The sequence below is a fragment of the Pseudomonas sp. B2M1-30 genome (genome assembly GCF_025447575.1).
Lineage (GTDB): Bacteria > Pseudomonadota > Gammaproteobacteria > Pseudomonadales > Pseudomonadaceae > Aquipseudomonas > Aquipseudomonas botevensis.
This window is the reverse complement of sequence record NZ_JAOEJT010000001.1, coordinates 420,884-433,545: the sequence shown is the minus strand read 5'-3', so window position 1 is coordinate 433,545 and position 12,662 is coordinate 420,884. Positions and strand designations below refer to the sequence as shown.

15 protein-coding genes are annotated in these 12,662 nt (G+C 62.5%); 7 read left to right on the top strand and 8 right to left on the bottom strand.

Going from position 1 to position 12,662, the window contains the following annotated elements; genetic code table 11:
* Positions 1-237 precede the first annotated feature (237 nt).
* Positions 238-498: an accessory factor UbiK family protein gene (locus N8H74_RS02005; RefSeq protein ID WP_217829262.1), complete on the bottom strand. Its 261-nt coding sequence runs from the start codon at positions 496-498 to the stop codon at positions 238-240.
* Positions 499-894: 396 nt separating this feature from the next.
* Here N8H74_RS02005 and glnK point away from each other — a divergent pair, with 396 nt between their 5' ends.
* From glnK to sutA, 4 genes are all read left to right on the top strand, one after another.
* On the top strand, positions 895-1,233 hold the full coding sequence (gene glnK, locus N8H74_RS02000) for a P-II family nitrogen regulator (RefSeq protein WP_002555808.1): 339 nt from the start codon (positions 895-897) through the stop codon (positions 1,231-1,233).
* A 35-nt stretch (positions 1,234-1,268) separates the two neighbouring features.
* On the top strand, positions 1,269-2,606 hold the full coding sequence (locus tag N8H74_RS01995; RefSeq protein WP_217829263.1) for an ammonium transporter: 1,338 nt from the start codon (positions 1,269-1,271) through the stop codon (positions 2,604-2,606).
* Positions 2,607-2,822: 216 nt separating this feature from the next.
* Complete coding sequence (locus N8H74_RS01990; protein WP_217829264.1) at positions 2,823-3,272, top strand: secondary thiamine-phosphate synthase enzyme YjbQ; 450 nt, start codon at positions 2,823-2,825, stop codon at positions 3,270-3,272.
* A gap of 76 nt (positions 3,273-3,348) precedes the next feature.
* Complete coding sequence (gene sutA / locus N8H74_RS01985; RefSeq protein ID WP_217829265.1) at positions 3,349-3,684, top strand: transcriptional regulator SutA; 336 nt, start codon at positions 3,349-3,351, stop codon at positions 3,682-3,684.
* Between the two features lie 83 nt (positions 3,685-3,767).
* Here the strand turns inward: sutA and N8H74_RS01980 are convergent, their stop codons facing one another.
* Genes N8H74_RS01980 through N8H74_RS01955 form a run of 6 tightly spaced genes read right to left on the bottom strand, consistent with a single transcriptional unit; the run spans position 3,768 to position 8,378 of the window.
* Positions 3,768-4,475, bottom strand: a complete 708-nt coding sequence (locus tag N8H74_RS01980) for an HAD-IA family hydrolase (protein WP_262146009.1) — start codon at positions 4,473-4,475, stop codon at positions 3,768-3,770.
* Positions 4,472-5,371, bottom strand: a complete 900-nt coding sequence (xerC, locus tag N8H74_RS01975; protein WP_262146007.1) for a tyrosine recombinase XerC — start codon at positions 5,369-5,371, stop codon at positions 4,472-4,474. The genes N8H74_RS01980 and xerC overlap by 4 nt, the downstream gene beginning before the upstream one ends.
* Before the next feature lie 2 nt (positions 5,372-5,373).
* Positions 5,374-6,099, bottom strand: a complete 726-nt coding sequence (locus N8H74_RS01970) for a DUF484 family protein (protein ID WP_217829268.1) — start codon at positions 6,097-6,099, stop codon at positions 5,374-5,376.
* A gap of 13 nt (positions 6,100-6,112) precedes the next feature.
* The gene (dapF, locus tag N8H74_RS01965) at positions 6,113-6,943 is read right to left on the bottom strand and encodes a diaminopimelate epimerase (RefSeq protein ID WP_217829269.1); all 831 of its coding nucleotides are present in this window, start codon (positions 6,941-6,943) and stop codon (positions 6,113-6,115) included.
* A 4-nt stretch (positions 6,944-6,947) separates the two neighbouring features.
* Complete coding sequence (gene lysA, locus N8H74_RS01960) at positions 6,948-8,195, bottom strand: diaminopimelate decarboxylase (RefSeq protein WP_262146006.1); 1,248 nt, start codon at positions 8,193-8,195, stop codon at positions 6,948-6,950.
* A 9-nt stretch (positions 8,196-8,204) separates the two neighbouring features.
* Positions 8,205-8,378, bottom strand: a complete 174-nt coding sequence (locus N8H74_RS01955; RefSeq protein WP_217829271.1) for a lipoprotein — start codon at positions 8,376-8,378, stop codon at positions 8,205-8,207.
* A gap of 217 nt (positions 8,379-8,595) precedes the next feature.
* Between N8H74_RS01955 and cyaY the strand changes: the two genes are divergently transcribed.
* From cyaY to rnk, 3 genes are all read left to right on the top strand, one after another.
* Positions 8,596-8,928: an iron donor protein CyaY gene (cyaY, locus tag N8H74_RS01950; protein WP_217829272.1), complete on the top strand. Its 333-nt coding sequence runs from the start codon at positions 8,596-8,598 to the stop codon at positions 8,926-8,928.
* 4 nt (positions 8,929-8,932) lie between these two features.
* Positions 8,933-9,154, top strand: coding sequence for a DUF1289 domain-containing protein (locus N8H74_RS01945; RefSeq protein WP_217829273.1), 222 nt, complete (start codon positions 8,933-8,935; stop codon positions 9,152-9,154).
* A 151-nt stretch (positions 9,155-9,305) separates the two neighbouring features.
* Positions 9,306-9,716, top strand: a complete 411-nt coding sequence (rnk, locus tag N8H74_RS01940; RefSeq protein ID WP_217829274.1) for a nucleoside diphosphate kinase regulator — start codon at positions 9,306-9,308, stop codon at positions 9,714-9,716.
* A 7-nt stretch (positions 9,717-9,723) separates the two neighbouring features.
* Here rnk and N8H74_RS01935 read toward each other — a convergent pair whose 3' ends face one another.
* Entirely contained in the window at positions 9,724-12,567 is a 2,844-nt protein-coding gene (locus N8H74_RS01935; RefSeq protein WP_262146005.1) for a class I adenylate cyclase, read from the bottom strand.
* Between the last annotated feature and the right edge of the window lie 95 nt (positions 12,568-12,662).

The following is a 12,662-nucleotide window of genomic DNA, read 5'->3' as shown; positions in this document are numbered from 1 at the left end:
GTCATCATGGTTGTCGTGCGCCTCATGCTTCCCGGGTCGCCAAACCCAGTGCTGAACATTCAGCATTGGGTGAGCTTAGGAATCAGGGCTTCACGACGCAATCGGACGGCAGGGCTGCAAGCTGTAGGATTCTGCTGAGAGTCGGCGGCGAATCCTGAATGGCGGAAGGTCGTTCCGACCTTCATTCGCGGGCAAGCACGCTCCCACAGGGGGCCGCATTCACAAAGAAACCAGGTGTTATTCGGCTGGCGGGCTCAGCTTCGCTTCCAGTTCAGCCACTTTCGCCTCAAGGCTCTCAAGCCGTGCGCGTGTACGGGCCAACACCACCATCTGACTATCGAATTCTTCACGGCTCACCAGATCCAGTTTGCTGAAGGCACTTTGCAGCAGCATCTTGAACTGGCTTTCGATTTCGGCTTTGGGCAATGGCGTGTCGCCGCTGAACAGGCGGGAGGCGGTGCCGCTCAGGGCGTCGAGGAAGTCTTTTGGCGCGAGCATGGGGAATGTCCTGGAAACAATGGCCGGCAGTGTATCACGCGCTGTCTAAGTCATTTGCGCAGGCCCGGATGCACGCTTTTCGCGCAAGGGAATGCACAGGGTCGCACCGTTGTTGTGCGTATCTGGTTCGCGGTTTTCCCGACGATATCAGCCGTAACGGCCAAGGGATTGAAATCAGTGGGTTTTCCTGACATGGCAAGGTTTCTGCTTAGACCCTCGTGACCCATGCACTGATGCAGTCGCTGTGACGATGCAGTGCGGCAGACGGAGCGGGGAGTTTCGTCTGGATGCGGTTAGCTGGCGTCACTACGAAGCGTTACAAAGCCAGGCACTGCGCTTAGACTTGAGTCGGGTTTGTTTTCCTGGGGCAAGTCCACCAATTCGGGAGAGAGTTTCATGAAGCTAGTCACTGCCATCATCAAGCCGTTCAAGTTGGACGACGTGCGCGAGTCGCTGTCCGAAATCGGCGTGCAGGGCATTACCGTTACTGAAGTCAAAGGCTTCGGTCGGCAGAAGGGTCACACCGAGCTGTATCGCGGCGCGGAATACGTGGTCGATTTTCTGCCCAAGGTGAAGATCGACGTTGCCATCGACGACAAGGATCTGGACCGGGTTATCGAGGCGATAACCAAGGCTGCCAACACCGGCAAGATCGGTGACGGCAAGATCTTCGTGGTGAATCTGGAACAGGCGATTCGCATCCGTACCGGCGAAACCGATACCGACGCGATTTAAGCCGCCACAAACCCAACGCCCCAGGAGAAAACAAAATGACTCTGCGTAAATTCGCAGGGCTTGGAGCCCTGTTGTCTATCGTAATGCCCGGCCTGGCCATGGCGGCAGACGAAGTGGCTGCTCCAGTCCTGAACTCCGGCGACACTGCCTGGATGCTCACCTCCACAGCCCTCGTGCTGTTCATGACCATTCCCGGCCTTGCGCTGTTCTACGGCGGTATGGTCCGTTCGAAAAACATTCTTTCCGTGATGATGCAGTGCTTCGCCATTACCGGTCTGATCAGCGTCCTGTGGGTCATTTATGGCTACAGCATTGCGTTCGACACCACCGGCATGGAGCAGGGCGTCGTCAACTTCAACTCGTTCGTGGGCGGCATGGGCAAGGCGTTCCTCGCCGGCGTCACTCCGGCGAGTCTGACCGGCCCGGCGGCGCTGTTCCCCGAGGCAGTCTTCATTACCTTCCAGATGACCTTCGCGATCATCACCCCGGCGCTGATCGTCGGTGCGTTCGCCGAGCGGATGAAGTTCTCCGCGATGCTGGTCTTCATGGGGATCTGGTTCACCGTGGTCTATGCGCCGATCGCGCACATGGTCTGGTCCGGCAACGGCGGCCTGCTGTGGGACTGGGGCGTGCTCGACTTCGCGGGCGGCACCGTGGTGCACATCAACGCCGGTATCGCCGGTCTGGTGGCCTGCCTGGTGCTGGGCAAGCGTAAAGGCTTCCCGACCACGCCGATGGCTCCGCACAACCTCGGTTACACCCTGATGGGCGCCGCGATGCTGTGGATCGGCTGGTTCGGCTTCAACGCCGGTTCCGCTGCGGCGGCCAACGGCACCGCCGGCATGGCGATGCTGGTGACCCAGATCGCAACCGCTGCGGCGGCGCTGGGCTGGATGTTCGCCGAGTGGATCACCCACGGCAAACCAAGCGCACTGGGCATCGCCTCGGGTGTGGTGGCGGGCCTGGTGGCAATCACTCCGGCGGCCGGCACCGTAGGCCCGATGGGCGCACTGGTGATCGGTCTGGCGGCGGGCGTGGTGTGCTTCTTCTGCGCCACCACCCTGAAACGCAAAATGGGTTACGACGACTCCCTCGACGCCTTCGGCGTGCACGGTATCGGCGGTATCCTCGGCGCGATCCTGACCGGTGTGTTCGCAGCACCGTCCCTGGGCGGCTTCGGCACCGTCACCGACATCGGTGCGCAAGTCTGGATTCAGATCAAGGGTGTCGGCTTCACCGTGATCTACACCGCGATCGCCACCTTCATCATCCTCAAGGTGCTGGACGCCGTGATGGGTCTGCGGGTGACCGACGAGGAAGAATCGGTGGGTCTGGACCTGGCACAACACAACGAGCGCGGCTACAACCTGTAAGTACGCGCACCGAAAAAACTTGCCCGGTACGCCGGGCATTTTTTTGCCTGCGATTTGTCATTCAGGGAGAGGCTGAAAGGATTTTTCGTACTGCTTTGGTCGCGTTTACGACGAGGGTTTTTCTGCGGCCAATGGCTTACGCGATTGCGGGAATATTAGGGTCTTTGTTTTTTCCCTGAGCGCGCTAGAATGCGCCCCGAACGTGCGGAGAACTGTATGTGGCAACAGACTCTGATAACCCTGCGGGCACGGCCCCGGGGCTTTCATCTGGTAACGGACGAGTTACTCGCCGGCCTGCCTGAACTCAAGGCATGCCGGGTCGGTCTGTTGCATCTGTGGCTGCAGCACACCTCGGCGTCGTTGACCATCAACGAGAACGCCGATCCGGCGGTACGTCGCGACTTCGAACGATTTTTCAATCGTCTGATCCCACAAGGAGCAGACGGCTATGAGCATAACGACGAAGGCCTGGACGACCTCCCGGCGCACTTCAAGGCCAGCGTGCTTGGCTGCCAGATCAGTTTGCCGGTATCGGCAGGCCGTCTGGCACTGGGAACCTGGCAAGGCGTTTACCTGGGCGAGCACCGTGATCATGGCGGTGCCCGTAAAGTCCTCGCCACCTTGCACGGTGAAGGGGCATCACCGCTGGTCAGCAGCGGCGAATGATTTTTTCCGGCGACTTTCGATAGTCGCCAAAGCTGGTCTATAACTAATCTGCTTTTCGCAAGTCATGAGGTAGAACATGAGCGACGATGATCTGGAAAACGACGACCTCGAAGTAGGCGACGAAGACGAGGGTGATGAGGGCCTGGAAGCGGCAGCTGACGACGGCGCTGAAGATGACGGCGGCGATAGCGACAGCGATGCCCCGGCTCCGGCCGCCAAAGGCAAGTCCAAGGCTGCGGTATCGGTAGACGAAATGCCGAGCATGGAAGCCAAGCAGAAGGAGCGTGACGCCCTGGCCAAGGCCATGGAAGATTTCCTTTCGCGTGGCGGCAAGGTGCAGGAAGTGGAGGCCAACGTGGTCGCCGATCCGCCCAAGAAGCCGGACAACAAGTACGGTAGCCGCCCTATCTGAGGCGTGCCGCTTGCTTGCTGAAAAAGCCCGCCGTCGCTGCGGGCTTTTTCATGCCTGAAACAAAAGGTCCGGGGCGATTTTTGTCAGGCGGAGGTGGCGTTCCAGCGGGCGAGCACGGCCGGCAACTCGGTCAGACTGCGAATCTCCGCATCCGGCAGGCGCTCGGCCTCCCAGACCTTGCCCGCCGGGTTGAACCACACCGCGCGCAATCCCGCCTGCTGCGCGCCGGCAATGTCATCCCCTGGGTGATCGCCGATATGCACCGCCGCTTCGGCACTCACACCGCCACGCTGCAGGGCTTCGTGGAACAGCCGGGCGTCCGGTTTGGCGATGCCGATGTCTTCGGCGCACAGGGCAAACTTGAAATAGTCGGCCAGCCCCAGGCGGCGCACATCGGCATTGCCGTTGGTGACCACGCCGAGGGCGTAGTGGTTGGCGAGGATTTCCAGCACCGGTTCGACCTCGGGAAACACCTCGATCTGATGCCGTGCGTGCAGGAACACTTCAAAACTCTTGTCCGCCAGGTCCGTCGCCTCGCCGTGGGCGTATCCCGCTTCCTCCAACGCATGGAACAACACCCGTCGGCGCAGCGCACTGATGCGGTGTTTGAGCCCCGGTTCGCTAGTCAGTACCCGTTCGCGGATGGCCCACAAATGTTCCACCGGCACCGCGCCCAGGTCTGGCGCATGCTCGCCCAGCCATTCACGCAAAACCGCTTCGGCGCTGACGATCACCGGGGCTGTGTCCCAGAGGGTGTCGTCGAGGTCGAAGGTGATCAACTGGATGCTCATGAATCGTCGCCTTTCGTGCGTTTGGCCCGTGGATGGGCGCTGTCGTAGACCGCCGCCAGGTGCTGGAAGTCCAGGTGGGTGTAGATCTGGGTGGTCTTGATGTCCGAGTGGCCGAGCAACTCCTGCACCGCACGCAGATCCTGCGAGGATTCCAGCAAGTGGCTGGCGAAGGAGTGCCGCAACATGTGCGGGTGCAGGTTCTGCCCCAGCTCGCGCTCGCCGGCCAGTTTCACCCGTACCTGAATGGCCCGTGGGCCGAGGCGCCGGCCTTGCTGGCTGACGAACACCGCGTCGTCCGCCGGATTGGTCAGCGCCCGCAGCGGCAACCATTGCTCCAGTGCTTCGCGGGCCTTGGTGCCGACCGGCAGCAGGCGGGTCTTGCTGCCTTTGCCGAGCACCTGGACCATGCCGTCGGCGAGGTCGAGCTGATCGAGATTGAGCCCGGTCAATTCCGACAGGCGCAGGCCGGAGGAATAGAACAGCTCGAGGATTGCCTGATCGCGGCGGGCGAGGAAGTCGTCCTCGACAGCACCTTCAAGCAGTTGCAGGGCGCGGTCGGTGTCGAGGGTTTTCGGCAGCCGGCGTTCGCCTTTCGGCGGCGCCAGGCCAGTGGCCGGATCGTGGTCGCAGAGGCCTTCGCGATTGAGGTAGTGATAGAGCCCGCGCACCGCCGAGAGCAGGCGCGCGAGGCTGCGCGAAGACTGGCCCTGGGCATGCAGGCGCGCCACCAGGCTGCGCAGGCGCTGGATATCCAGGGCCTGCCAGCTACCGATGTTCTGTTTGATGCACCAGCCGACGACTTTATCCAGGTCACGGCGATAGGCCGACAACGTATGCGGCGACACCTGCCGCTCACTGCGCAGGTGTTCGCAGTAAGCGTCCAGTTGCCGTTCCATGCTCAGCGTACCGAGCGCAGGGAACTGTTGACCCGTGGCAGCACGCGGCCCATGACTTCGGCGATGTAGCTGAGGAACAGGGTTCCGACCGAACTCTTGTAATGCTGCGGGTCGCGGCTGGCGATGGCGAGGATCCCGTGGATGCCCTGATGGCTGACCGCAACCACGGCGGTGGAGCCGATCTGCTTGCGCTGTTCTTCGCCGAACAGGAAGTCCAGCTCATGTTCACGCAGGCTGCCGCTGACGCTCTTGCCTTCGGTGAGCAGGCCGCCAATGGCGGTTTGTGCATCGGCGTGGGTCACCCAGCGGCCGACCGGCGCCGGGTTGTCACCCAGCAGGATCAGGCTGACGAAGGGCACCTGGAAATCCTGGCGCAGGCTGTCCTCGACGGCGATCACCACGTCTTCGAGGCTGGTGGCGTCCATCAGCGCGAGGATCAGGCGGCGGGTCTTGTCGAACAGGCGGTCGTTGTCCCGGGCGACGTCCATCAATTGCGAGAGGCGGTGGCGCATCTCGATATTGCGGTCGCGCAGGATGGTCATTTGGCGTTCGACCAGCGACACGGTGTCTCCGCGTCGGTGGGGAATGCGCATTGCCGGCAGCAGTTCTTCGTGCTCGACGAAGAAGTCCGGATGAGCCTCCAGGTACGCGGCAACCGCTGCCGCCTCCAGGCTCTCGGACGCTGATTCGTCGGACTGTCGGGCGGGTACCTGAGGCTTATCGGTCATGGCTTCTGCTCACTCAAAGACGCACTTGTCCTTCATAAACGCGCACTGCCGGACCCGTCATCAAGACCGGTTGGCCGGGGCCTGCCCACTCGATGGACAGGCGCCCGCCCGGCAGGTCGATCAACAGCGGTGAATCCATCCACCCCTGACTGATCGCCGCGACGGCCGCCGCGCAGGCGCCGGTGCCGCAGGCCTGGGTTTCCCCGGCACCGCGCTCCCAGACGCGCAACTGCGCGCGGTTGCGGTCGATGACCTGGAGGAAACCGACGTTGACCCGCGCCGGGAAGCGCGGATGGTGTTCGATCTTCGGCCCCAGTTCATGCACCGGTGCGTTGTTGATGTCTTCCACCCGCAGCACGGCGTGGGGGTTGCCCATCGATACCGCCGCCAACTCGACATGCGTGCCGTCGACGTCCAGCGCATAGCTGGTCGCCTGCGCCGGTGCTTCGAACGGAATGTCCGCCGGCACCAGGCGCGGGGCGCCCATGTTCACGCCGATCTGGCCGTCGTTACGCACGTCCAGTTCGATGATGCCGCCCTTGGTCTCGACGCGGATCACGCGCTTGGCGGTCAGGCGCTTGTCGAGCACGAAGCGGGCGAAGCAGCGGGCACCGTTGCCGCACTGCTCCACTTCCGAGCCATCGGAGTTGAAGATCCGGTAGCGGAAATCCACGTCCGGATTGCTCGGCGCCTCGACGATCAGCAACTGGTCGAAACCGATACCGGTGTGCCGGTCGCCCCATTGCTTGGCGTGCTTGGGCTGAATGTGCGCGTGCTGGCTGACTAGGTCGAGGACCATGAAGTCGTTGCCCAGGCCGTGCATTTTGGTAAAACGCAGCAGCATGGGGTTACTCCGGCAGCAGGCTTTCGCCGGCAAACAGCTCGGCCACGGTTTCGCGGCGGCGCACTTCAAATACCTGGTCACCGTCTACCAGCACCTCGGCGGCACGGCCACGGGTGTTGTAGTTGGAGCTCATCACGAAACCGTAGGCACCGGCCGAATGCACGGCCAGCAGGTCGCCTTCTTCCAGGGCCAGTTCACGTTCCTTGGCCAGGAAGTCACCGGTTTCGCAGATCGGGCCGACGATGTCGTACTTGCGTGCGGCGGTGTCGCGCGGCTTGACGGCGGTGACGTCCATCCAGGCCTGGTACAGCGCCGGGCGGATCAGGTCGTTCATCGCCGCGTCGACGATGGCGAAATCCTTGTGTTCGGTGTGCTTGAGGTATTCGACCTGGGTCAACAGCACGCCGGCGTTGGCGACGATGAAGCGGCCCGGCTCGAACACCAGCGCCAGATCGCGACCGACCAGACGCTCGCGCACAGCCTTGATGTAGTCGGCGGCCAATGGCGGCTCTTCATCGCGATAACGCACGCCCAGGCCACCACCAAGGTCGATGTGGCGCAGGTGGATGCCGCAATCGCCGAGGCGGTCGACCAGGTCGAGCAGACGGTCGAGGGCATCGAGGAACGGCGGCAGGGTGGTCAGCTGCGAACCGATGTGGCAGTCGACGCCGACCACTTCCAGGTTCGGCAGATGCGCGGCGCGCACGTACACGTCTTCGGCGTCGGCAATGGCGATGCCGAACTTGTTTTCTTTCAGGCCGGTGGAAATGTACGGGTGGGTGCCGGCATCGACGTCCGGGTTGACGCGCAGCGAGACCGGCGCGCGAACGCCCAGCTCGGCGGCCACCACTTGCAGGCGCTCCAGCTCGTCGGTGGACTCGACGTTGAAGCAATGCACGCCGACTTCCAGGGCACGACGCATGTCGTCACGGGTCTTGCCGACGCCGGAGAACACGATCTTGTCGGCGCTACCGCCAGCGGCGAGAACGCGTTCCAGTTCACCACGGGAGACGATGTCGAAACCGGCGCCGAGACGGGCCAGGACATTCAGAACGCCGAGATTGGAGTTGGCCTTGACCGCGAAGCAGACCAGGTGCGGCATGCCGGCCAGCGCATCGGCGTAGGCCAGGTACTGGGCTTCGATGTGCGCGCGGGAGTAGACGTAGGTCGGTGTGCCGAAGCGATCGGCGATGGCGGACAGCGCCACACCTTCCGCGAACAGCTCCCCGCCACGGTAGTTAAAAGCGTCCATGGCGATCCCTTAGTAGACGTCGTGTTTGTGTGCTTTGGAGGCAGGCTGGTGTTGCGACGACTTGGCTTGTTCGGCCGGGTCCTGATCTTCATCGGGCAGGTACAGCGGGCCTTTCTGACCGCAGGCCGAAACGAGACAGGCAACCGCGACGAGCGCAGCAAGGGAAGAGATCAGGCGCTTCATGGCGAAATCCTTGAAAATGCGTTAATTGCGCCGGAGTATACCGGCCACCCGGCAGCTTGCCTATGCGACGGGACTCCCGTCTGGCGGGGCTTGCCCCGATCCGCATCAATCCTTCGGGTATCGGGACGGGTGTCTGGTCGTTATTCTTTGCATTCGGCCGCCAGCGCTCGTATCTTGCGGCGCTTGAGCCCGATCAGACATTTTTGAGGTTGCCGCAATGAGTTTGTCCGAAGCCCGTTTCCACGATCTGGTCGATGAAACCCAGGAAAAACTGGAAGACATCTTCGACGAAAGCGACCTGGACATCGACATGGAGAACTCCGCCGGTGTGCTGACCGTCAAGTTCGAGAACGGCACCCAGCTGATCTTCAGTCGCCAGGAACCGCTGCGTCAGCTGTGGCTGGCGGCGGTGTCCGGCGGTTTCCACTTCGACTACGACGAAGAAAGCGAACGCTGGATGTGCGACAAGAGCGAGGAGCAACTGGGTGAGATGCTCGAGCGTATCGTCCGGCAGCAGGCCGGCGCCGAATTCGATTTCGAAGGCCTGTGATTCCGTGACCCAGGCCGCTCCCGTTCGCCCGCCGAAGCCGCTTTACAGCAATGTCAGCCCGGCCGTGCCGTCGCCGTGTACCGGCGTGTGCCGGCTGGACGAGCAGAAGGTCTGCCTGGGCTGTATGCGGCATGTCGAGGATATTCGCGAATGGCGCTCGGCGGACGATGCGCGCCGCCGGGTGATCTGCGCCGAAGCCTCGGAGCGTCGCGAGGCCGCTCGCTAGCGATTGCGGGCTGCCGGGCGGCCGCTTGTATATTTTTTGAGCTGTGATAGTGTCCGAACACGCCTCAACCCATCGAGGCCAGGTAAGAACCCCGTCTTTTTTTGGCGGGGTTTTGCTTTTTTTGTGCAGAAGAAAGGAGTCTGCCCGGATCATGACCGCACCTTCCATCACCCTTACCCGTCTGGACGTGCAACGTCTGGAGCAGCTGATCGACAGATTGCCTGAAGGCACGCGCGGCGTTGATGAGCTGCAAACCGAACTGGATCGCGCCGATACCCTGGTCGGCCACAATGAAGTGCCCGCCGATGTCGTGACGATGAACTCCCGCGTGCATTGCCGCGAGGAAGGCAGCGGCAAGGACTATCACCTGACGCTGGTCTATCCCAGGCACGCCAACGCCGACGAAGGCAAAGTCTCGATCCTGGCGCCGGTCGGCAGTGCACTGCTGGGCTTGAAGGTCGGGCAACACATCGACTGGCCGGCACCGGGCGGCAAGACCCTGAAGCTGACCTTGCTGGAAGTTGAATCGCAGCCGGCCGATGGCGGCGAATACCCGGTCTGACCCCGTCTCAGACCTGTTCGAGCGCCTCGTTCAGGGCGCGCTCCAGGTCCGTCTTGTAGCGCAGATACAGATTGCTTGAACTCTGACCATCACCGAGCAGGCCTGACAGGTCCAGGTCGGTGATGTAGCAGCGATAGCGTTCGGTCTCGCGGCGCTGCTCGACGATTTCCCGGGCGACCACGCTGAACAGTTGGTCGCCATGTTCCAGTTCGCTGAATTCCCGCTGATTGCAATACAAGGTGACTTGCACTTGTCCCGGTGCAGCTTTGCCGATGATCGCCTGCACGTCGTAGAACGGTTTGTTGACCGGGGTCTGTGGCGCCGGCCGCGCTTCGACCCGCCGTGCCCGTCCCGGGCCTGATGGCAACAGCTGGTAATACAAAATTTCGAGGTTGGCCGACTGACCTGCGTCCATCGGCAGCAACGCTTCGCGACGGTACTGGATCGATTGCAGGAAGCGTTGCAACGGTACCAACAGGCTCTGTTCGTCGTGGTACGGCAAGTGCTGCTGCCACAGCGCGTTGAATTCATCGAGCACGTACAGCTCGGCCTGCTGCTCGCTGATCCGGTAGAACACTTGAATGCATTCGGGCTGCCCCATCGGCAGGATCAGCGCGAGGTCGTGATCCTCCAGCGCCATCGGGTCCAGGTGCAGCGGGCTGTAGCGCGGTTGTTCTTCGCCAAGGTAATCGAGCAGCGCCGGCAGCGTGGCGAGGGCGACGTGGTTGACCTGTCCCGGCACCAGTTCCAGTACGTGATAATGCTGCTGCACCTGAATCAAGTAGCGGTGATTGAGTTCGCTGAGCAGCAGGTTTTGCGCGGTATCGATGACTTCCTCGACGCGCCGGGCGATGAATTGCGCCCGGTTGTGGCAGAAACAGCGCACCCGCAGCGTTGGCTGTCGAGGGCCACGCGGCAGGTTGTTGAGGTAGTCGCGCAGGCAGTCGAGCAGCGCGTGGGGGCCGTCGAAACGGTTGACCAGCACTTCGTTCCAGCTGTTGAGCGTGACCTGATCGAGGGTCAGCACCAGGTTTTCGCGGACCCCGGCGTAGCTCAGGGAGTCGGTGCGCTCGGTGGTCATCAGGATGTTCAGGTCGCGGTGATGCTTGAGCGGGTCGACGCCGACGTTCACCAGAATCAGCACTTCGCTCGGCACGCTGGCGCGCAGCAACGGTTCTTCGGCAATCGTGGGCAAGGGCAGGGTGATGCTCTGTTGCAGGCTGCCGAGCAGGTTGAACAACTCGAACTCGCTCAAATCGCTGGCGCCGGGGTGCAGGGCCAGGCGGGTGCTGCTGTCGATCACGCCGTTGCGGTGGCACCAGGTCAGCAGTTCGAGCAACTGGCGGCTGCGCTTGATCGGCGCGAAATGCTCCCACTCCAGCGCGGTCAGACTGCCGTTGTACAGGCCCCACTGACTTTGCCCCGGCTCCTTTTTGTTCGGCGACTGCACCAGGGTCAGGGTGTCTTCGGCCAGGTCGGGGGCGATGCCGGGGTTGATGAACTCGACCTTGTCGGCCTTGCGCTCGAACGCGGCGTACAGCCGCCGTCCGAGGACATTGAGGTCACGTTTGTTGATCAGGCTGACGGTCTGTTCGGTGCGGGCGAACTGGGTCAGGAAGCGGTAGCTGTAATTCAGTTCATTGACCAGCGCCCGCCGTTCGGCGCTGACCTGGCGGACTTTCCACTGGCTGCGGCTGTCGAGCAGCGCCAGTTGTCGCTGATCCCAGTGCCATTCCTGAGCCAGCCGCTCCAGCAGCGAGCGCTGCCAGCTCTGGGTGCGGGAGTTGCCGGTGAGCTTGCGGTTGACCTTCAGGTACAGCGCCCGCCGCACCAGCTCCAGGCGTTCCGGCTCCTTGCGGGCGGTGAGGTATTCCTCGATGCGCCGGTAAACCACCATGTACGGATCCAGTTCATCCAGATCCAGTTGATTGGCGAACACCGCCCGCTTGTAGCGCAGACTGAGGCACTGCACCTGCGGGTGCTCGCTGGCGTAGACCTCGATCAGCAGCAGTTTGAGCACCGACTTGTAGGGCGACTCGATGCCCTTGAACAACTGCCACAGACCAGCGCCGATGAACTCGCCCGGCGGAATATGCGCCAGGTGCCCGAGATCGAGGGTTTCATCGTTGCGGATGAACCGCTTGGAAATCAGCGTGTGGGTGTACTGGTCGTAGGCGCTTTCCTCATAGACCGGCACCAGCCACCAGATCGGCGTGCGCCCGGCGAGCCAGATCGCGGTGCGGTAGAACTCGTCCAGCAGCAGGTAATGCTGGGTGGTGCCGCAGTCTTCGGAGCTGAGCTGGGTGTCGCGTTCACCTTTGACGAAGCGCGCCGGATCGATCAGGAAAAAATGCGCCTCGGCGCCCTGGCTGGCGGCCCAGGTTTCGAGCAACTGGCATTTCTTGCGCAGCTCGGCGAGCTCGCTGTCGCTCAGGTCCGGGGCGTGGCAGACCCACACGTCCATGTCGCTCTGGTCAGCCTGGGCCAGGGTGCCGAGGCTGCCCATCAGGAACAGTCCGTGAATCGGTCGCGGCGGATTGCTGCCGTGGCGCGGCTTGTAGGAAAACGAACGGGTCAGGCGCTGGGCTTCGGCGAGGGCGTCGGCGTCCGGTTCGTAATTCGACAGCCCGGCCGGCGTGCTGCCGGAGACGTAGCCGGGCAGCAGCGGGTGATTGACGTGAAAAAACAGCGGCAGCAGCGTCAGCACACTTTGCTGGCGCGTCGACAAGCCTTCCAGCGCCCGGCTCAGGCGGCCGTCATTGAGTTTGAGAAAGCGTGCGCGTAGCTGGCTGAGTACCTTGCGGTCGACTCCCTCGTCCAGGTCCGGGCGAATTTCGTGGGTGCGGATCATGTCAGCTCAAACCGGCTCGCGGGGCTCGGAGGCACAGGGATTTGGATGACGGAAGTTTAGCCTCAGAGCTGTAAGACTTTTAAGCTGAATTTGTT